Here is an 18,881-nt window from a genome sequence, read left to right on the forward strand (position 1 = left end):
ACCCGCCTGAAGCGATTCAGGCGGGTTTTTTGTTTGCGCGCGCCGGCGAAGGCCGCATTACGCGCATTACGCGCATTACGGAGCGGCGCTGCCGAAGACGTAATTCGTCATGGCGAGCGCGCGCTGGTAAGTGCCGAGCGACTGAACGCCGAGCGTGTAGTCGTCGTCGGCGGCACCGAGCGCGGCGAACACCGGCAGCAGATGCTCGTCGGTCGGATGCATGAATTCCGCGTGCGGCGCGCGCTTGCGATAGTCGAGCAGGGCGTCGATGTCGCGCGCGGCCAGATGGCTTTCGAACCAGTCGGTGAATTCGCCCACGCGCGGATCGGCGTCCTCGGCACTTGCCGAGAAGTCGGCGGCGCGAAGATTGTGCGTGATCTGGCCGGAGCCGACCACCATCACGCCTTCGTCGCGCAACGCTCGCAGCGTGCGGCCGAGCGCGAAGTGATGCGCAGCGTCGGCGCGCGGCTGGATGGAAAGCTGCGCGACGGGGATATCGGCGTTCGGGAACATCAGCAGCATGGGCACCCACGCGCCGTGGTCGAGGCCGTGGGTTTCCTCGTCGACATGAACGCCCCGCGCGCGCAGCAATTCCGCCGCGCGCCGCGCGGTTTCGGGCGCGCCCGGCGCGGGATACCGGAGCTCGTAAAGCGCGCGCGGAAAGCCGTAAAAGTCGTGGATGGTCTCGGGTTGCGCGGCGATGCTCACGGCCGGCCGCTGCGTGTACCAATGCGCCGACAGCATGAGAATCGATTCGGGGCGCGGCAAGTGCCCGGCGAGCTGGGCGAAGCCTTCGCGCGGCATCGACGGGTCGATCGGCAGCGTGGGCGCGCCGTGGGAGATGAAAAGCGTGGGAGTGCGACGGCTCATGATCGTGGCGGCACGCACGACGACGGATCGCGCGCACCGAAAATTTCGGGATTGCGATCAATATAAGACTCAACCGTAGCGAATTAAACGGCGTTCGGCGGAATTGATTGTGTCGTCGGTATTGATAATCGGCGCCGAGGCGACGGACCGTTTATCCCGCGGAGTTAATCGGCGGGCTGCCACTTTACCTGCGGATTTATCCCGCTGTTACTCGCCCTGACTGCCGAGCCCTTGCCAGGCGGGCGACAGGGCAGGCCCGAGCGCGAACAGGTCGAGCACGCGCGCAACCGTGTGGTCGACCATTTCGTCGATCGAAGCCGGCCGGTTATAGAACGCGGGCAGCGGCGGGAAGATCACGCCGCCCATTTCCGTGACGGCCGTCATGTTGCGCAGATGCGCGAGGTTGAGCGGCGTTTCGCGCACCAGCAGCACGAGGCGGCGGCGTTCCTTGAGCGTGACGTCGGCGGCGCGCGCGATCAGGTTGTCGGAAAGACCGTGCGCGACGCTCGCGAGCGTTTTCATCGAGCAGGGCGCGACGATCATGCCGTCGGTCGCGAACGAGCCCGAGGCGAGCGTCGCGCCGACGTCGCGCACCGCATGCACGACGTCGGCGCGCGCATGGAGATCGTCCTTGCTCATCTCCAGTTCGTGCTGGACGTTGAGCCAGCCCGCCGCCGAAACGAGCAAGTGCGTTTGCACGCCGCCCATGCGCCGCAGCATGTCGAGCATGCGCACGCCGTAGATCGCGCCCGTGGCGCCCGTGATCGCGACGATCAAACGGCGTGGCGCGGGTTTGACGGCGGCGGCGGGCGAGGCGATCGTGCTGTTCACGGAAGTAGGCGGAGCGAGGAGAAAGGCGCGCGAAGCGCGAGGCGGGCGGAGCCACGAAGGCCGCGGGGAAATCACGCGGAAAAATCGTGCCGGAAACCCGCCGCGAGTGCCGTAAGCGAGCCAGGCGCCCGGTGATCCAGGGAACCCGAGGCCGGCGCGCCGGTGCTACGTCGAACGGCGCGCGCCCGTGGGCGGGCGGCGCGCCGCTAATTCAGCGTCAGGCCGCGGCGAAAAGCTGCTGGAGTTCGCCGTTCTGGTACATCTCCATCATGATGTCCGAGCCGCCGACGAATTCGCCCTTTACGTAAAGCTGCGGAATGGTCGGCCAGTTCGAGAATTCCTTGATGCCCTGGCGAACTTCGTCGTCCTCGAGCACGTTGACGGTCTTGAACTGATCGACGCCGCAGGCTTTCAGGATCTGCACCGCGCGACCCGAGAAGCCGCACATCGGGAACTGCGCGTTGCCCTTCATGAAGAGGACGACGGCGTTTTCGTCGACGATCTGCTTGATGCGTTGTTGAGTGTCCATGACTGACCTTGCGATTGAATTGATGCGTAAATACGTTGGAGTGCAGGGTGAAATGATAGCGGATTTCGCCTGCCCGAGCCGGGCGCCGCCTGGTGTCGACCGGTGTCGCCGAGCGCCGTCCAGTGGGAACTCAGCCTGCCCAGCATCCGCCGCTGATGCGCTCGATGCCGGCCAGATCGCGCGCCGAGCGCACTTGCGCGAATCCGGCGCCCTCCAGCAGCGCGCGCACGGCCGCCGCCTGGTCGTAGCCATGCTCCATCCACAGCACGCCGCCCGGCACGAGATGCGCGTGCGCGCCCGCCACGATCGTGCGCAACGCGTCGAGGCCGTCGGCTTCGTCGGTGAGCGCGCCGCGCGGCTCGAAGCGCAGGTCGCCTTGTTGCAGATGCGGATCGCCGCTCGCGATATAGGGCGGATTGCTCACGATGGCGTCGAAGCGCGGCGCTTCGTCGAGCGAGGCAAGCGCCTCGTACCAGCTTCCGGCGACGAAGGTCGGCGCGCCGCCGGGCCGCCGCGCGTCGAGCAATTTTTGCGCGTTGCGCGCGGCCACGGCGAGCGCGGCTTCGGAGCGGTCGACGGCCCATACGCGCGCGTCGGGGCGCGCCGCAGCGATCGCCACCGCAATCGCGCCGCTGCCGGTGCCGAGATCGAGCACGCGCGGCCGGGCGACGCCTTCGAGCGCGGCCAGCGCCGTTTCCACGAGCAATTCCGTTTCCGGGCGCGGAATCAGCACGTCGGGCGTCACCTCGAAATCGAGGCCGAAGAACTCGCGCGCGCCCACGAGCTGCGCGATCGGCTCGCCCGCCGCGCGCCGCGCTTCGAGCGCGCGATACGCCGCGACCGGCGCCGCGTCGAGCGCTTCGTCGCCGCGCGTGATCAACTGCGTACGGCGCCAGCCGAGCACGTGCATGAGCAGCACGCGCGCTTCGAGCGCGGGCAGCGGCGAGGCGCGCAGCAGCGCGTCGGCGGTGGTGTCGCTCACGTTCGGTGCGCTCAATCCGCGTCGCCGAGCGAGGCCAGTTGCTCGGCCTGATGCTCGGACACCAGCGCGCCGATCAATTCGCCGAGATCGCCGTCCATGATCGCGTCGAGCCGGTACAGCGTGAGATTGATGCGGTGATCGGTGAGCCGGCCTTGCGGGAAGTTGTAGGTGCGAATGCGCTCCGAACGGTCGCCCGAGCCGACCAGACTCTTGCGCGTGGCCGCTTCCTTCGCGTGCTGCTCCTGCTCCTGCTTGTCCTTGATGCGCGCGGCCAGCACCTTGAGCGCGCGATCCTTGTTCTTGTGCTGCGAGCGGTCGTCCTGGCATTCCACGACGATGCCGGTCGGCAGGTGCGTCACGCGCACGGCCGAGTCGGTCTTGTTGATGTGCTGGCCGCCCGCGCCCGAGGCGCGGAACGTGTCGATGCGCAGGTCGGCGGGATTGATCTCCACTTCGCCGATTTCGTCCGCTTCCGGCATCACCGCGACCGTGCAGGCCGAGGTGTGGATGCGCCCCTGAGTTTCGGTGGCCGGCACGCGCTGCACGCGATGGCCGCCCGACTCGAACTTGAGCTTCGAATACGCGGCCTCGCCCGCGATGCGCACGATCACTTCCTTGTAGCCGCCGAGATCGGACTCGCTCGCCGACATCATTTCGATCTGCCAACGATTGCGCTCCGCGTAGCGCAGATACATGCGCAGCAGGTCGCCCGCGAACAGCGCGGATTCGTCGCCGCCCGTGCCCGCGCGAATTTCGAGGAACACGTTGCGGTCGTCGTTGGGGTCCTTCGGCAACAGCATCATCTGCAACTCATGCTGAAGCTGCGCCATGCGCTCGCGCGACGCCTTCACTTCCTCTTCGGCGAAGTCGCGCATCGACGCGTCGCTCAGCAGGTCCTTGGCCGCCGCTTCGTCGTCGCGCGCCTGGCGCCATTGCGCATAGTGCTCGACCACGGGACCGAGTTCCGCGTGCTCGCGCGTGAGCTTGCGGTACTGGTCGCGGTTCGACGTCACGTCGGGGCGGCTCAACAGGTCATTGAGCTCGGCCAGGCGTGTCGTCAGCTGGTCGAGCTTCGATTGCATGCTCGTTTTCATCGGGCGGTGCGGAGCGGACTCCGTAAAGAACTGCGAGAGAGAAGAGGCCGGCGGAAACCGGGCGCTGGCCCGGCCGTCGATCGTGCGCCGCGCGCAGGCCGCGCGCCTGACGGCGAGCGCCGCTAGAGGCTGGACGAACCGGAGGAGCCGGACAAGTCGGGCGAATCGGTGGATTCTGAAGGATTCGACGCGCGCGGGGAAGCGGCGCCGGTGTCGTCGTCGGACTTCGCGCCCCGGGCGGGCTGACCGTGACGGTAAAAGCCGCCCATCAGTTCGATGAGCGAATCGCGGTTCTCGCCGCGCGTGGTGTTGAGCGCGTGCGTGGGACCGTGAATGAGCTTGTTGGTGAGCGACTGCGAAAGCGCTTCGAGCACGGCGGCCGGGTCGTCGCCGCGCGCGAGCATCTTGCGCGCGCGGTCGAGTTCGGCGCGGCGCAGCGCGTCGGCCTGCGTGTGCATGTGACGGATGACCGGCACGATGCTGCGCGAGTCGAGCCACTGCATGAAGTTTTCCACGCGCGATTCGATGATCGTTTCGGCCTGCGCGACGGCCGCCTGGCGCGAGGCGTTGCCTTCGCGCACGATCGTGCCGAGATCGTCGACGGTGTAGAGGAACACGTCTTCGAGCTGCGCGACTTCGGGCTCGATGTCGCGCGGCACGGCGAGATCGACCATGAAAATGGGGCGATGACGGCGCGCCTTCACCGCGCGCTCGACGGCGCCAAGCCCGATGATCGGCAGCGTGGACGCCGTACACGAAACGATGATGTCGAATTCGTGCATGCGCGCGGGCAGGTCGGAAAGCGGGATCGACTTGCCGTTGAAACGTTCGGCCACATAGCGGCCGCGCTCGGCGGTGCGGTTGGCGACCACGAGTTCGCGCGGCTGCTGGGCCGCGAAGTGCGCGGCGCACAGCTCGATCATTTCGCCCGCGCCGATGAACAGCACGCGCTGATTGGCGATCTTGTCGAAGATGCGCTGCGCGAGACGCACGGAGGCGGCGGCCATCGACACCGATTGCGCGCCGATTTCGGTCGTGGTGCGCACTTCCTTCGCCACGGCGAAGGTGCGCTGGAACAACTGGTTCAGATAGGTGCCGAGCGCGCCGGCTTCGGTCGCGGTGCGCACGGCCGTTTTCATCTGGCCGACGATCTGGGTTTCGCCCAGCACCATGGAATCGAGCCCCGACGCCACCCGGAACGCATGCCGCACGGCTTCGGACTGCGGCAGCGTGTAGACGTGCGGCGCGAGTTCCTCGGCGCGAATGCCGTGATATTGCGAGAGCCAGCTCACGGCGTCGTCGCGCGAACCGCTCGCGTCGGTCGCGCAATACAGCTCGGTGCGGTTGCAGGTGGAGAGAATGGCGGCTTCCGGCGCGCTCAGCGAGCGCCTGCCGGACCACGCTTCCTTGAACAGGGCGAGCGCGGGCTTGATCTGTTCGAGCGGAAACGCCACGCGTTCGCGCAAGGCGACGGGCGCGGTGTGGTGATTGATTCCGATCGTTAGAAGCTGCATACCATGGGGCGAAGATTTAGGCGGATATTATAACTTTTCCTCGCTTCTTACATTGGCCACGGCGGATTCCGATGATTCGCTTCGGCCGTCGTTTTCGCCTTCTTGGCCGTTGACCGGCAGCCGCTCGAGCTGATAGCCAAAGCCGTACAGCGTGGTCAGACGCCAGCCGTGCTCGGGCCCGAGCTGCAATTTGCTGCGCAGCCGCGACGCGTGCGTATCGAGCGTGCGCGACCGAACGTCGCGGTTCAGATTCCACACCGTTTCGAGAATGCGCGCGCGAGAAACGGGGCGCGATGCGTTGGTGAACAGCAGCAGCGCGAAACGGAATTCCTTGGGCGTGAGCGTGACGGTCTGACCCCGAAACGACACCGCGTAACGCGCCGAATCGAACAGATAGTCGCCGAAACCGTGACGCGCGCGATTGCGCGGACGGCGCACGCCCGCGCGGCGCAGCAGCGCGTCGATGCGCGCGAGCATTTCCGGGCCGCGCACGGGCTTCGAGATGCAGTCGTCGGCGCCCGCTTGCAGGCTCGTGACGATCTCGCTTTCATGCGGCGCTAACATGAGCACGATGGCGGGCAGGCCCGGCAGGAATTTGCGGACTTTGGGAATGAGTTCGTCGGCGCCCGTTTCGCCGCACCACCAGGCGGCGATCAGGAGATCGAAGGTTTCGTCGTCGAGCGTTTCGAACAGCGATTCGCCGAGAGTGAAGTGCTGGCAGGCATGCCCGCCTGCAATGAGCAGACGGACGACGGTTTCGGCCTGACGGGCGTCCGGTTCGACAAGAGCGATTCGCATAGGGGGGAGTGCGGCTGCGGCGGGCCGGACGCGCTTGCCTTGCACCATCCCGACCCCTACACTCAACCGCTACGCGGGAAGCGCCAAGCCGACCGATTTTCCATTGAAAATAAGACGTAACTGAGTACGAAATGCTATCTCCCGCCATTCGACGGTCCTATCGGACTTTTCCGAAAATCCATAGGACGCGTCTCTGATGGGCTGGCCCGGCGTCATCTTTCTCGGACTTGTCGTAGGTTGCGCGGGATGGTGGCTGCATCCGTCTCGCCGCGCCGCGCGCGGCGGCTTCGCGCCGGCGCTCGCAGCGGGCGCGATCGGCGCGGCGCTCGCCAAGGCCGCGGGCCGCGCCACGGGTCTTTTCCACGACGGCGAACTGCTCGAATGGCCGCTTTGCACGGCGCTCGCGCTGGTTTTCGTCGTCGCGATCGTCGCCTTCGCCGCACGCCGTCAGGCGCGTTCCTGACGCGCTGACCACGACACTTTCCGCTTTCGATCTCTCTCGCAGGTGAACTCCATGAACGCCCGACTTCCCGAAACGTCCACCATTCCCGAACGCATCGCCGCGCTGCGCGCCGCCATGGCGCACGCGGGCGTCGACGCGGCACTCGTGCCGTCCGCCGACCCGCATCTCTCCGAATACCTGCCGCGCCGCTGGCAAGGCCGCGAGTGGCTGTCGGGCTTCACGGGCTCCGTCGGCACGCTGGTCGTGACCAGGGACTTCGCGGGCGTCTGGGTGGATAGCCGCTACTGGGTGCAGGCGGAAAGCCAGCTCGCGGGCACCGGCATCCAGTTGATGAAGATGACGGGCGGCCAGCAGACGGCGCCGCACATCGACTGGCTCGCGCAGAACGTGCCGGCGGGCGGCACGGTGGCGGTGGACGGCGCGGTGCTGGGCGTGGCTTCGGCGCGCGCGTTGGCCGACGCGTTGAAGGCGCGCGGCGTGGCGCTGCGCACCGACCTCGATCTGCTCGACGACGTGTGGCAAGGCCGCCCGTCGCTGCCGCTCGAACCCGTATACGAGCACGTCGCGCCGCACGCGGACGCGAGCCGCGCGGGCAAGCTCGCACAGGTGCGCGAGGCGATGGCTCAAAAGGGCGCGCAATGGCATTTCGTTTCGACGCTCGACGACCTCGCGTGGCTGTTCAATCTGCGCGGCGCCGACGTCAACTACAACCCCGTGTTCGTCGCGCACGCGCTGATCGGGCCGAACGACGCCACGCTCTTCGTCGCCGAAGGCAAGGTGAGCGCCGGGCTCGCGCAGTCGCTCGCGCAGGACAACGTGCGCGTCGCGCCCTACGCGCAGGCCGCCGCCGCGCTCGCCGCGCTGCCCGAAAACGCCGCGCTGCTGGTCGATCCGCGCCGCGTGACGTTCGGCTTGCTGGAGGCGGTGCGGCCGGCGGTCAAGCTCGTCGAATCCATCAACCCGAGCACGTTCTTCAAGTCGCGCAAGACGGCCGCGGAAGCCAGGCACGTGCGCGCGACCATGGAGCAGGACGGCGCCGCGCTCGCCGAATTCTTCGCGTGGTTCGAGGGCGCGCTCGGGCGCGAAGTCGTCACCGAACTCACCATCGACGAAAAACTGAGCGCGGCGCGCGCTCGCCGCCCGGGCTTCAAGTCGCTTTCGTTCGCGACCATCGCGGGCTTCAACGCGAACGGCGCGATGCCGCATTACCGTGCCACGCCGGAGTCGCACAGCGTGATCGAAGGCAACGGCCTGTTGCTGATCGACTCGGGCGGCCAGTACGTGAGCGGCACGACCGACATCACGCGCGTGGTGCCCGTCGGCACGCCGAACGCCGAGCAAAAGCGCGACTTCACGCTCGTGCTCAAGGGAATGATGGCGCTCTCGCGCGCGCAGTTTCCGCGCGGCGTGCGCTCGCCGATGCTCGACGCCATCGCGCGCGCGCCGATCTGGGAAGCGGGCGTCGATTACGGCCACGGCACGGGTCACGGCGTGGGTTACTTCCTGAACGTGCATGAAGGCCCGCAGGTGATTTCGCACTACGCGCCCGCCGAGCCGTGGACGGCAATGGAGCCGGGCATGATCACGTCGATCGAACCGGGTATTTACCGGCCCGGCAAGTGGGGCGTGCGGATCGAAAATCTGGTGATGAACCAGAGCGCGCAAAACACCGAATTCGGCGAATTCCTGCAATTCGAAACGCTCACGCTGTGCCCGATCGACACGCGCTGCATCGACCTTTCGTTCCTGCGCGAAGACGAGCGCGAATGGCTCAACGCCTATCACCAGAGCGTGCGCGTGCGCGTCGCGCCGCACGTGAGCGGCGAGGCGCTCGCGTGGCTCGAGAAGCGCACGCAGCCGATCTGAGAACGGCGATCCCGACCATTCAAGCGAGCGAGAAGCGCATGGCGATCCAGGCAGTGGTGTTCGATTTCGGCGGCGTGCTGGTGGACTGGAGCCCCGAGTACCTTTACCGCAAGCTCATTCCCGACGACGACGAACGCCGCTGGTTTCTCGCGAACGTCTGCAAGATGGATTGGGTCGTGCGTCAGGACGGCGGCGAGCCGATCGCCGTGGGCACCGCGGCGCTGGTGGCCGAATTCCCCCGGCACGAAGCGCTGATCCGCGCGTTCTACGAGCGCTGGCACGAGATGGTGCCCGGTTTGCTGGAAGGCGGCGTGGCCACGTTCGAGCGGCTCGAAGCGGCGGGCGTGCCCATTTTCGGGCTCACGAACTGGTCGCACGAAACCTTTCCGTGGGCGTGGGAGCGCTTCGAGATCCTGCGGCGTTGCCGCGATGTCGTGGTGTCGGGGCGCGTGCAGCTCGTGAAGCCCGATCCGGCCATCTTCCACGAAATGTTCCGCCGCATCGAGGCGCAACTGCCGGGCGTGCGGCCCGACGAACTCGTGTTCATCGACGACAACGCGCGCAACGCCGAAGCCGCCACGGCGCTCGGCTGGCACGGCGTGCATCACACGAGCAATGCGCGGACCGACGCGCGCTTGCGCGAACTCAGTTTGCCGCTTTGATTCAGCGACGTTCGCGGCGGTTCATTTCGAAGCCGGCGCGGCGGGCTGCCCGAGCAGCGTGCGCAGCGCGTCGGCGATTCCCTTCGCGGTCTGGCCGGCGCCTTTCGCCACGCCTTCGGCGCTCACGCCCAGCGCCTGCGCGAAGCCGGCGCGCAACTCCGTCATCAGGTTGTCGTTGAGCCTGAACTTCGGGTCGTGCAGATTGCCGTCCAGCACGAAATGCAGCGTGATGTTGCCCTTGTGCGACTTGAGCGCGGCCACGGCGGCGCGGGTGGGAATCGAGAGAAACGTGTCGAGCGGATCGTCGTTTTCCGCGAGCCGAAGGTCGTGCAGCGTGATCGTGCCCGGCGCATGGATGTGATAACGCTGCACGGTCGCGGTGAGATCGAGGTCGACCGTGCCGCCCGTCACGTTGGTCCGCGCGCCCGCTTTCTTCAGCAGATACGGGTCGATCGTGCGCACGTCGACGCCGCGCAGCGTGGTGTGCGTTTGCGAGTCCTTGCTGGCGATGCGAATCCAGCCGTCGAAGGTCACGTGGCCCGTGTGCGCGGGGCCGGGCACGTCGCCGGCCACGGCCACGCGCGTGGGCTCGTCGAGCGCGGGCAGATGCAGGTTGTCGACGCTCGCGTGGGCATTGCTCACCGTCACGCGCCACGGCGGGTTGCCTACCGTGCGATCGTAAAAGTCGAACGCGCCGTTTTCGAAACCGATGTGGTCGATGAGCTTTTCGCGCGGCGTTTCGTGGCCGGCTTGCGCGGCGCTCGCCTCCGAGGCCCCGTTGGCGCCCGAAGCGCGCGTCATCTCCTCGCGCAGATTCGACAGGATCAGGATCGACCCGTTCGCGCGGCGCAGCACCGTCATCGTGAAGTCGCGCACGACGATCTCGCGAATGTGTACGCGATGCGCGAGCAGCGCGCGCAGGTCGGGCACGAGCGTGACGCGCGCGGCGTGCAGCGTGTCGGCGGTCGGCCAGTCGCGCGGCGGCGTGAGGCGCAGGTCGGTGAGTTCGACGGAGGCGAGATTCCACGCCACATGCACGCCCGAGGCCGTGCCGATGGGCGCGAGCGCTTCCTCGACGGCGCTTTTCGCCTTGCGTTGCAGCACGTAGAGCGTGCCGAGCGCGGCGAGCACGAGGAGCGCGACGACGATCGCCGCAATCAGCAGAATCCGTTTTCGGATCGACGTGGCCATGCGTGTTGTCTCGTGCGATTGCGCCGATGAAGGCGAAAAGAGGGAGCCGCCAGGCGTAACGCGTGCAAGCAATCGACATGCCGCATGCGTTGCGGGTTCGGCGCGGTGCTTCAAAAAAAACGGCGACCCGCGGGCCGCCGTTCGCATCGAGCGCGAGACGTTTGCTTACCGGCTGATCGGCTTGTAACGCAGACGCTTCGGACGCGCGGCTTCCTCGCCGAGGCGCTTGATCTTGTCGGCTTCGTATTCCTGATAGTTGCCGTCGAAGAACGTGACCTGCGAGTCGCCTTCGAACGCGAGGATGTGCGTGGCGATACGGTCGAGGAACCAGCGATCGTGCGAAATCACCATCACCGACCCGGCGAATTCGAGCAACGCGTCTTCGAGCGCGCGCAGCGTTTCCACGTCGAGGTCGTTCGACGGTTCGTCGAGCAGCAGCACGTTGCCGCCCGAAATGAGCGTCTTGGCCAGATGCAAACGCCCACGCTCGCCGCCCGAGAGATTGCCGACGATCTTCTGCTGGTCGCCGCCCTTGAAGTTGAAGCGGCCGATATACGCGCGCGAGGGCGTTTCGTACTTGCCCACCGTGAGCACGTCGGCGCCGCCCGAGATTTCCTCGAACACGGTCTTGCCGGCGCCCAGCGCGTCGCGGCTCTGATCGACGTAAGCGAGCTTCACGGTCGGGCCCATTTCGATCGTGCCCGAATCCGGCTGCTCCTTGCCGGTGAGCATGCGGAACAACGTCGATTTACCGGCGCCGTTCGGCCCGATGATGCCGACGATCGCGCCCGCCGGAATCCGGAAGCTCAGATTGTCGATGAGCAGACGGTCGCCGTACGACTTGCTGACGTTCTTGAATTCGATGACTTCGTTGCCCAGACGCTCGCCCGCCGGAATGAAGATTTCCTGCGTTTCGTTGCGCTTCTGGTATTCCTGGCTCGACAGTTCCTCGAAGCGCGCGATACGCGCCTTCGATTTCGCCTGACGGCCCTTCGGGTTCTGGCGCACCCATTCGAGTTCTTTCTTGATCGCCTTCTGACGCGCCGATTCCGACGCTTCTTCCTGCTTCAGGCGTTCTTCCTTCTGGTCGAGCCAGCTCGAATAGTTGCCCTTCCAGGGAATGCCGTGGCCGCGGTCGAGTTCGAGAATCCACTCGGCGGCGTTGTCGAGGAAGTAGCGGTCGTGGGTCACGGCGACCACGGTGCCGGGAAAGCGCGTGAGGAACTGTTCGAGCCATTCGACCGATTCGGCGTCGAGGTGGTTGGTCGGCTCGTCGAGCAGCAACATGTCGGGTTTTTCGAGCAGCAGCTTGCAGAGCGCGACGCGGCGCTTTTCGCCGCCCGAGAGATTGCCGATCTTCGCGTCCCACGCGGGCAGGCGCAGCGCGTCGGCGGCGATTTCGATCTGCTGTTCGGCGCTGCCGTCGGTCGTGGCGAGGATCGCTTCGTATTTGGCCTGCTCGGCGGCGAGCGCGTCGAAGTCGGCGTCCGGTTCCGCGTAGGCGGCGTAGATTTCGTCGAGCTTCTTCTGCGCGTTGAACACGTCGCCGAGACCTTCTTCGACCGCTTCGCGCACGGTCTTTTCCGGGTCGAGTTGCGGTTCCTGCGGCAGATAGCCGATGTTGAGGTTGGGCATCGGCGTGGCTTCGCCTTCGATGTCCTTGTCGACGCCGGCCATGATCTTGATGAGCGTGGACTTGCCCGAGCCGTTCAGGCCGAGCAGGCCGATCTTCGCGCCGGGGAAGAACGAGAGCGAGATGTCCTTCAGGATCTGGCGCTTGGGCGGCACGATCTTGCCGACCCGGTTCATGGTGAAGACGTATTGGGCCATGAGAGTGTCTTTGGAAAACGGAGAAAAAGGGGCGCAAAGGCGTCCTGGAACGCGGCGCGACGGGCGGCGTTGCAGACGCGCTTCGGCGTGACGCAAGCCGCTATTGTACGGGGCGCGGGCGGCGCCGGAGCGGTGTGCGCCGGCGCCTCGCTGCGGCGTGGGCTTTCAGAGCCATTGCGCGACGCCGCCGTGACGCGAACAGGTGCCGCCGTGGTGACGGCTGAAGCTGTAGGTGCCGTCGCGGCATTGCGCGCTCGCGCCTTCGGGCACGCGGCCCGAGCGCGAATGCGCGGGCGAGTGGACCGCGCGGCCGTCGCGGTTCACGTAGCCGTGGTGGTTGTCGAGGTCGCTTTCGTCGGGCGTGGCGTAGGCGCCGGGCGTGGGCTGGAAGGCGAACGCGGGCGCCGGGGCGATCAGGCAGAGCGCGAGGAGCGCGGCGGCCGAAAGCCGGAAACGGTGAAAGCGGCGAGTGCGTGAAATTCCCTGTGGCTGCATCGGCGGTGTCTCTCTTTGTTCTATCAGGGCGATGGCGGCTTTCGACCGTAAAAAAGCCCGCTGAGAAGCGGGCTTTGCAGAGTGCGAGCGGGGCTCAGACGTTGAACAAAAAGTTCATCACGTCGCCGTCATGCACGACATATTCCTTGCCTTCGGCGCGCATCTTGCCCGCTTCCTTCGCGCCGGTTTCGCCCTTGTACTGGATGTAATCGTCGAACGCGATGGTCTGCGCGCGAATGAAGCCGCGCTCGAAGTCGGTGTGGATCACGCCCGCGGCTTGCGGCGCCGTATCGCCCACGTGAATGGTCCACGCGCGCACTTCCTTCACGCCCGCCGTGAAATACGTTTGCAGGCCGAGCAGCCGGAAGCCCGCGCGGATCACGCGGTCGAGGCCCGGCTCGTTCATGCCCATGTCGGCGAGGAACGCGATCTTGTCTTCGTCGTCGAGATCGGCGATTTCCGCCTCGATCGCGGCGCACACGGCCACGACCGGCGCGCCTTCGGCTTCGGCGTGCTTGCGCACGGCGTCGAGGTACGGATTGTTCTCGAAGCCGTCGTCCTTCACGTTCGCGACGTACATCGTCTTTTTCGCGGTGATGAGGCAAAACGGCTTGAGCAGCGCCTGTTCGTCCTCGTTCAGGTCGAGCGCGCGCACGGGCTTCGCCTGGTCGAGCTGCGCGCGCGCTTTTTCGAGCACGGCGACGAGCTTCGCGGCTTCCTTGTCGTTGCCCGATTTGGCGGCCTTCGAGTAGCGCGTGAGCGACTTTTCGACGGTGCCCAGGTCGGCGAGCGCGAGTTCGGTGTTGATGACTTCGATATCGGCGAGCGGATCGACCTTACCCGCCACGTGAATCACGTTTTCATCTTCGAAGCAGCGCACGACGTGCGTGATCGCATCGGTTTCGCGGATATTGGCGAGGAACTGGTTGCCGAGGCCTTCGCCCTTGCTCGCGCCCGCGACCAGACCCGCGATGTCGACGAATTCGACGACGGCCGGCACGACGCGCTCGGGCTTGACGATCTCCGAGAGCGCCTTCAGGCGCGGGTCCGGCACTTCCACGACGCCCACGTTGGGCTCGATCGTGCAGAACGGATAGTTCTCGGCGGCGATGCCCGCCTTGGTCAGCGCGTTGAAAAGGGTGGACTTGCCGACGTTAGGCAAGCCGACGATGCCGCATTTGAGGCTCATGAAATTCTCTGGATGTCAGGGTGGCGACGTGAAGCTGGCCGCGCGCGAGGCGTCCGTTGATGAGACCTCGCCACGAATCACGAAAACCGTAATTGTAACCTTGTCCGCGAACGCGTTCGGATCGGGCGCCGGCGGCCCAGGCGGCGAGCGCGCCCGCGCCGCCGCGCACGCCCGCAGCGCCGTCTTGCCGCAGCGCCCGCGCGGCCCGCGCGGCCGTGCCGGCGCGGGCCTCGCGGCTATAATGCGCGCATGAATGCAACCCACCAGACCTTTGACATCGCCGTGATCGGCGGCGGCCTCGTCGGCAAGTCGGCGGCGCTCGCGCTGACCCAGAGCGGCCTGCGCGTCGCGCTGCTCGCGCAGCCCTGCGCGCCGCTGCCCGCCGGCGCCGTGTTCGACGCGCGCGTCTACGCGTTCTCGCGCAGCTCCCAGGCGCTGTTCGAGCGCCTGCGGGTCTGGCAGGCGGTGGACGCCGCGCGTCTCACGCCCGTCTACGACATGCGCGTATTCGGCGACGCCGCCGCGGAACTGCACTTTTCGGCGTATCAGGCTTCGGTGTCGCAACTCGCCTGGATCGCCGAATCGTCGCTGATCGAACGCTCCCTCGACGCCGCGCTCAAGTTCCAGCCCAATCTCACGTGGATCGACACCCGCGCGCAAACGCTCGACGTGAACGCCGACGCGGCCGTCATCGGGCTTGCCAACGGGCGCACGATCGAAGCCGATCTGGCCGTGGGCGCGGACGGCGCGCATTCGTGGGTGCGCGCGCAGATCGGCTCGAAAGTCGAGCGCCGCGATTACCGCCAGACCGGCGTGGTGGCGAATTTCCGCGCGCAGCGCCCGCACGGCGAAACGGCTTACCAGTGGTTCCGCGAAGGCGAGATCATTGCGCTGCTGCCGCTGGCCGGTCAGCATGTTTCGCTCGTGTGGTCGGCGCAGACGCAGCACGCCGAGGCGCTGCTCCAGCTTGCGCCCGAACAGCTCGCGGCCGAAGTCGAGCGCGTGACGCAAGGCCAGCCCGGCGCGCTCGAATGCGTGACGCCGGCGCAGGGCTTTCCGCTCGCGCTGCAAACCGTGGACCGGCTCGTCGCGCCGCGCGTGGCGCTGGTCGGCGATGCGGCGCATCTGATCCACCCGCTCGCGGGTCAGGGCGTGAACCTCGGTCTGCGCGACGTGGCGGCGCTCGTCGAGGTCGTCACGCAAAAGGAAGCGTTCCGCGATCTCGGCGACCCGGTTTTGCTGCGCCGCTACGAACGCGGCCGCCGCGAGGACATCCAGAAGCTCGTCATGGCCACGGACGGCTTGCAGCGGCTCTTTTCGTTTCCCGGCATGCTCGCGCGCGCCGTGCGCAACACGGGCATGGCATTCGTCGGCGGCCAGCCGCTGCTCAAGCGCTGGCTCGTGGCTTCGGCGCTGGGCTGAGGCGCCGTTTTTCGTCGCGGGTTTTGTCTCCTGTCTGGCGCCGGTTTTGTCGCCGGTTTTGTCGCCTGTTTCGGCGCTTCTTCGTGATTTCCCCGTTATTTCGCCCGGCCGGCGTGGTCCGGCGCCGCCCGAACGGGCACCGGATGCGCCGCGCGGCTTAGAATGGACCCATTCGCCCCGCGAAACGTCTGCCGGCCGCGCGCTTTGCCCGCCGCCGGATCGTTCAGCGGAACTCTGCGCGCGCCGCCCTCGCGGCGCCCGAATCAGGAATGCCTCTCATGCAAACGCGTTCGCAGTTCACCACGCGCCTCGCCGCGCTCGTCGTGGCGGTTGCCGCCTCGGCGCTCGGTTGCTCGGCTCAGGCCGACCAGACCACCGACAAGATCAAGTCCGCGCTCCAGTCGCGCCTCGGCATCGACTCGGGCGACATCAAGGGCATCAGCAAAGCGCCGATGGCTGGCCTTTACGAAGTGAACCTCGGCACGCAGATCATCTACAGCGACGCCAACGGCGACTACGTGATCAACGGCGACCTCATCGACGCGAAAAATCATCGCGATCTCACGCAGGCGCGCCTCGACGAGCTGAACAAGGTCGACTTCGCGAGCCTGCCGTTCGCCAACGCGGTGAAGGTCGTGAAGGGCAACGGCAGCCGCAGGATGGCCGTGTTCTCCGACCCGAACTGCCCGTACTGCCACCAGCTCGAATCCACGCTCAAGTCGATCGACAACGTGACGGTCTACACGTTCCTGTATCCGGTGCTCTCGGCGGATTCGACGGCCAAGGCCCGGCAGATCTGGTGTTCGAGCGACCGCGCGAAAGCGTGGGAATCGTGGATGGTCGACCGCAAGGCGCCCACGGCCGCGGGCACCTGCAACACGGCCGCCATCGACAGCAATCTCGCGCTGGGCCAGAAGATGAACGTGAACGGCACGCCCACCGTGATCCTCGCCGACGGCACGCGCTTGCCGGGCGCCGTGAGCGGCGACCGGCTCGAAAAAGCGCTGAGCAGCGCGCACTGAGCTTCGCCCGAATCCGCCGGCCGCTGTTGCGGCCGGTGCCGTTTTTGCCGCCGCGTTTTGCGGCCTGGCGGTGAGCTTGCGTGACGTTTTCCGCGCTTTCTTCGCGTTTTTGCCGCCGTGGTTTTCGTCGCTGCTGTTATTACCGCGCTTATCGCCGCATATATCGCCTCACATATCGCTGCATATATCGCCGCGCCGATCGCCGCGCTTATCGCCGTTGCCCGCTTTCCGCTGACCGAACTTCTCACCTTTCCCGCCGATGAAGCCGATCCGATACACCATCGTCCCGAAAAATCCCGCCGCGCATTTGTTCGAAGTGACGCTCACCGTCGACGATCCGTCGCCCGAAGGTCAGCGCTTCATGTTGCCCGTATGGATTCCGGGCAGCTACATGGTGCGCGAGTTCGCGCGCAACATCGTCACGCTGCGCGCTTTCAACGACGCGGGCCGCCGGGTGCGCGTGGGCAAGACCGACAAGCATTCGTGGCAGGCCGCGCCCGTGAAAGGCGCGCTCACGCTGCGCTACGAAATCTACGCGTGGGATCTTTCGGTGCGCGCCGCGCATCTCGACGACACCACCGGTTTCTTCAACGGCACGAGCGTGTTTCTCGCGGCGCTCGGCCATGAGGGCGCGCAGCACGTGGTCGATATCCAGCGCCCCGACGGCCACGCCTACCGCCACTGGCGCGTGGGCACGGCGCTCGCCGAGGCGCGCGGCACCAAGCGCTACGGCTTCGGCGAATACGCGGCGGCGAGCTACGACGAGCTGATCGATCATCCGGTCACGCTCGGCGACTTCACGCTCGCGAGCTTCACGGCGCATGGCGTGCCGCACGACATCGTGATCGCGGGCCGCGTGGTGAATCTCGACATGGAACGCCTCGCCGCCGATCTCAAGAAAGTCTGCGAGGCGCAGATCGCGCTGTTCGAGCCGCGCACCAAACGCGCCCCCATGGAGCGCTACGTGTTCATGACGCAGGCCGTGAGCGACGGTTACGGCGGGCTCGAGCATCGCGCGTCCACGGCGCTCATCTGCAATCGCACCGATCTGCCCGTGAAGGGCAAGCCCGAGACCTCGGACGGTTATCGCACGTATCTGGGCCTGTGCAGTCACGAGTATTTCCATACGTGGAACGTGAAGCGCATCAAGCCCGCCGCGTTCGCGCCCTACGATCTCGCGCACGAGGACTACACCTCGCTGTTGTGGCTGTTCGAAGGCTTCACCTCGTATTACGACGATCTGATGCTGCTGCGCAGCGGCCTGATTTCCGTCGACGACTACTTCGGCCTGCTCGGCAAGACCATCGGCGGCGTGCTGCGCGGCGCGGGCCGTTTGAAGCAGAGCGTGGCGGAAAGCTCGTTCGATGCGTGGGTCAAGTATTACCGCCAGGACGAAAACGCGGCCAACGCCATCGTCAGCTATTACACGAAGGGCTCGCTCGTGGCGCTCGCGTTCGATCTGGCGATTCGCGCGCAAACGGCGGGACGCAAGTCGCTCGACGACGTGATGCGTCTGCTGTGGCAGCGCTACGGGCGCGACTTCTACCGCGGCAAGCCCGTGGGCGTGGGCGAGGACGACGTGCAAGCGCTGATTGCCGAGGCGACCGGCGTGGAACTGGGCGCGCTCTTTGCCGATGCCGTGCGCGGCACGCGCGATTTGCCGCTCGCGGCGCTGTTCGAGCCGTTCGGCGTGACGCTCGAAGGCGAGCCCGAGCGCGGCGCGAAACCGTCGCTGGGCGCGCGCCTGCGCGGTGGCGCGGAGGCGACGCTGGCGGTCGTCTACGAAGGCGGCGCGGCGCAGAAGGCGGGGCTTTCGGCCGGCGACGCGCTCGTGGCCATCGACGGCCTGCGCGTGACGGGCTCGAACGTGGACGCGCTGCTCTCGCGCTATCAACCGGGCGCGAAGCTCGAAGTCCACGCGTTTCGCCGCGACGAGCTGCGCGTCGCGCGCCTGACGCTCGACGCGCCCGAGATCGTGCGTTACAGGCTGAGCGCCGCCGGACCAGGCACGGAAAAGCGCACCGACAGGCACGCGGCCGCGCGCCTGCTGCGCCAGCGCTGGCTGGCGGCGTAGACGCGTTTCGGCGCGGTTTCGGCGCAATTTCGACCCGGTTTAGGCGCGG

Annotated in this window: 16 protein-coding genes and 1 pseudogene; 6 read left to right on the forward strand and 11 right to left on the reverse strand. The window is 66.8% G+C overall.

Annotation, left to right across the window (positions count from 1 at the left end; all coding sequences use genetic code 11):
• Positions 1 to 75: 75 nt before the first annotated feature.
• The 7 genes and pseudogenes from U5805_RS29010 to U5805_RS29040 all read right to left on the reverse strand — a co-directional run bounded on the left by U5805_RS29010 (position 76) and on the right by U5805_RS29040 (position 6,618).
• Positions 76 to 870, reverse strand: a complete 795-nt coding sequence (locus U5805_RS29010) for a class III extradiol ring-cleavage dioxygenase (protein WP_322106929.1) — start codon at positions 868 to 870, stop codon at positions 76 to 78.
• 207 nt (positions 871 to 1,077) lie between these two features.
• Positions 1,078 to 1,701, reverse strand: coding sequence for a UbiX family flavin prenyltransferase (locus tag U5805_RS29015; RefSeq protein ID WP_322106931.1), 624 nt, complete (start codon positions 1,699 to 1,701; stop codon positions 1,078 to 1,080).
• Positions 1,702 to 1,918: 217 nt separating this feature from the next.
• A complete protein-coding gene (grxD, locus tag U5805_RS29020; RefSeq protein ID WP_042272160.1) occupies positions 1,919 to 2,230 on the reverse strand; it encodes a Grx4 family monothiol glutaredoxin in 312 nt (103 codons plus the stop codon).
• Positions 2,231 to 2,360: 130 nt separating this feature from the next.
• Complete coding sequence (gene prmC / locus U5805_RS29025; RefSeq protein WP_322106932.1) at positions 2,361 to 3,212, reverse strand: peptide chain release factor N(5)-glutamine methyltransferase; 852 nt, start codon at positions 3,210 to 3,212, stop codon at positions 2,361 to 2,363.
• Between the two features lie 11 nt (positions 3,213 to 3,223).
• Positions 3,224 to 4,306 carry a peptide chain release factor 1 gene (prfA, locus tag U5805_RS29030; protein WP_322106933.1) on the reverse strand — a complete coding sequence of 361 codons (1,083 nt, stop codon included), beginning with the start codon at positions 4,304 to 4,306 and terminating at the stop codon, positions 3,224 to 3,226.
• 248 nt (positions 4,307 to 4,554) lie between these two features.
• A pseudogene (gene hemA, locus U5805_RS29035) lies at positions 4,555 to 5,820 on the reverse strand (glutamyl-tRNA reductase); the annotation flags it as partial.
• Positions 5,821 to 5,847: 27 nt separating this feature from the next.
• Positions 5,848 to 6,618: a response regulator transcription factor gene (locus U5805_RS29040; RefSeq protein ID WP_322106934.1), complete on the reverse strand. Its 771-nt coding sequence runs from the start codon at positions 6,616 to 6,618 to the stop codon at positions 5,848 to 5,850.
• A 196-nt stretch (positions 6,619 to 6,814) separates the two neighbouring features.
• Between U5805_RS29040 and U5805_RS29045 the strand changes: the two genes are divergently transcribed.
• The 3 genes from U5805_RS29045 to U5805_RS29055 are packed head-to-tail and all read left to right on the forward strand — an operon-like array spanning position 6,815 to position 9,609.
• Positions 6,815 to 7,081 (forward strand): hypothetical protein, encoded by a 267-nt coding sequence (locus U5805_RS29045; RefSeq protein ID WP_322106935.1) that lies wholly within the window; start codon positions 6,815 to 6,817, stop codon positions 7,079 to 7,081.
• Positions 7,082 to 7,132: 51 nt separating this feature from the next.
• Entirely contained in the window at positions 7,133 to 8,947 is a 1,815-nt protein-coding gene (locus tag U5805_RS29050) for an aminopeptidase P family protein (RefSeq protein WP_322106936.1), read from the forward strand.
• Between the two features lie 38 nt (positions 8,948 to 8,985).
• Positions 8,986 to 9,609 carry an HAD family phosphatase gene (locus U5805_RS29055; RefSeq protein WP_322106937.1) on the forward strand — a complete coding sequence of 208 codons (624 nt, stop codon included), beginning with the start codon at positions 8,986 to 8,988 and terminating at the stop codon, positions 9,607 to 9,609.
• Positions 9,610 to 9,630: 21 nt separating this feature from the next.
• Here U5805_RS29055 and U5805_RS29060 read toward each other — a convergent pair whose 3' ends face one another.
• The 4 genes from U5805_RS29060 to ychF all read right to left on the reverse strand — a co-directional run bounded on the left by U5805_RS29060 (position 9,631) and on the right by ychF (position 14,314).
• Positions 9,631 to 10,800 (reverse strand): DUF748 domain-containing protein, encoded by a 1,170-nt coding sequence (locus U5805_RS29060; protein WP_322106938.1) that lies wholly within the window; start codon positions 10,798 to 10,800, stop codon positions 9,631 to 9,633.
• A 165-nt stretch (positions 10,801 to 10,965) separates the two neighbouring features.
• Positions 10,966 to 12,630 (reverse strand): energy-dependent translational throttle protein EttA, encoded by a 1,665-nt coding sequence (gene ettA / locus U5805_RS29065; protein WP_322106939.1) that lies wholly within the window; start codon positions 12,628 to 12,630, stop codon positions 10,966 to 10,968.
• A gap of 165 nt (positions 12,631 to 12,795) precedes the next feature.
• The gene (locus tag U5805_RS29070; protein ID WP_322106940.1) at positions 12,796 to 13,125 is read right to left on the reverse strand and encodes a DUF3761 domain-containing protein; all 330 of its coding nucleotides are present in this window, start codon (positions 13,123 to 13,125) and stop codon (positions 12,796 to 12,798) included.
• 94 nt (positions 13,126 to 13,219) lie between these two features.
• Positions 13,220 to 14,314, reverse strand: a complete 1,095-nt coding sequence (gene ychF, locus U5805_RS29075; RefSeq protein WP_322106941.1) for a redox-regulated ATPase YchF — start codon at positions 14,312 to 14,314, stop codon at positions 13,220 to 13,222.
• Between the two features lie 249 nt (positions 14,315 to 14,563).
• On the opposite strand from ychF, the gene U5805_RS29080 reads away from it, so the two are divergent.
• The 3 genes from U5805_RS29080 to U5805_RS29090 all read left to right on the forward strand — a co-directional run bounded on the left by U5805_RS29080 (position 14,564) and on the right by U5805_RS29090 (position 18,832).
• The gene (locus tag U5805_RS29080; protein ID WP_322106942.1) at positions 14,564 to 15,736 is read left to right on the forward strand and encodes a UbiH/UbiF family hydroxylase; all 1,173 of its coding nucleotides are present in this window, start codon (positions 14,564 to 14,566) and stop codon (positions 15,734 to 15,736) included.
• Positions 15,737 to 16,014: 278 nt separating this feature from the next.
• Entirely contained in the window at positions 16,015 to 16,758 is a 744-nt protein-coding gene (locus tag U5805_RS29085) for a DsbC family protein (RefSeq protein WP_322106943.1), read from the forward strand.
• A 259-nt stretch (positions 16,759 to 17,017) separates the two neighbouring features.
• Complete coding sequence (locus U5805_RS29090; protein ID WP_322106944.1) at positions 17,018 to 18,832, forward strand: PDZ domain-containing protein; 1,815 nt, start codon at positions 17,018 to 17,020, stop codon at positions 18,830 to 18,832.
• The last annotated feature ends 49 nt before the right edge of the window (positions 18,833 to 18,881 follow it).

Source organism: Paraburkholderia sp. J41 (genome assembly GCF_905220235.1).
Lineage (GTDB): Bacteria > Pseudomonadota > Gammaproteobacteria > Burkholderiales > Burkholderiaceae > Paraburkholderia.

Bases quoted from the DNA above. Each gene is read 5' to 3' on its own strand.
- U5805_RS29010 (WP_322106929.1), bottom strand. From the start codon at position 870: ATGAGCCGTCGCACTCCCACGCTTTTCATCTCCCACGGCGCGCCCACG.
- grxD (WP_042272160.1), bottom strand. From the start codon at position 2,230: ATGGACACTCAACAACGCATCAAGCAGATCGTCGACGAAAACGCCGTC.
- prfA (WP_322106933.1), bottom strand. From the start codon at position 4,306: ATGAAAACGAGCATGCAATCGAAGCTCGACCAGCTGACGACACGCCTG.
- U5805_RS29040 (WP_322106934.1), bottom strand. From the start codon at position 6,618: ATGCGAATCGCTCTTGTCGAACCGGACGCCCGTCAGGCCGAAACCGTC.
- U5805_RS29045 (WP_322106935.1), top strand. From the start codon at position 6,815: ATGGGCTGGCCCGGCGTCATCTTTCTCGGACTTGTCGTAGGTTGCGCG.
- U5805_RS29050 (WP_322106936.1), top strand. From the start codon at position 7,133: ATGAACGCCCGACTTCCCGAAACGTCCACCATTCCCGAACGCATCGCC.
- U5805_RS29055 (WP_322106937.1), top strand. From the start codon at position 8,986: ATGGCGATCCAGGCAGTGGTGTTCGATTTCGGCGGCGTGCTGGTGGAC.
- U5805_RS29060 (WP_322106938.1), bottom strand. From the start codon at position 10,800: ATGGCCACGTCGATCCGAAAACGGATTCTGCTGATTGCGGCGATCGTC.
- ettA (WP_322106939.1), bottom strand. From the start codon at position 12,630: ATGGCCCAATACGTCTTCACCATGAACCGGGTCGGCAAGATCGTGCCG.
- U5805_RS29070 (WP_322106940.1), bottom strand. From the start codon at position 13,125: ATGCAGCCACAGGGAATTTCACGCACTCGCCGCTTTCACCGTTTCCGG.
- ychF (WP_322106941.1), bottom strand. From the start codon at position 14,314: ATGAGCCTCAAATGCGGCATCGTCGGCTTGCCTAACGTCGGCAAGTCC.
- U5805_RS29080 (WP_322106942.1), top strand. From the start codon at position 14,564: ATGAATGCAACCCACCAGACCTTTGACATCGCCGTGATCGGCGGCGGC.
- U5805_RS29085 (WP_322106943.1), top strand. From the start codon at position 16,015: ATGCAAACGCGTTCGCAGTTCACCACGCGCCTCGCCGCGCTCGTCGTG.
- U5805_RS29090 (WP_322106944.1), top strand. From the start codon at position 17,018: ATGAAGCCGATCCGATACACCATCGTCCCGAAAAATCCCGCCGCGCAT.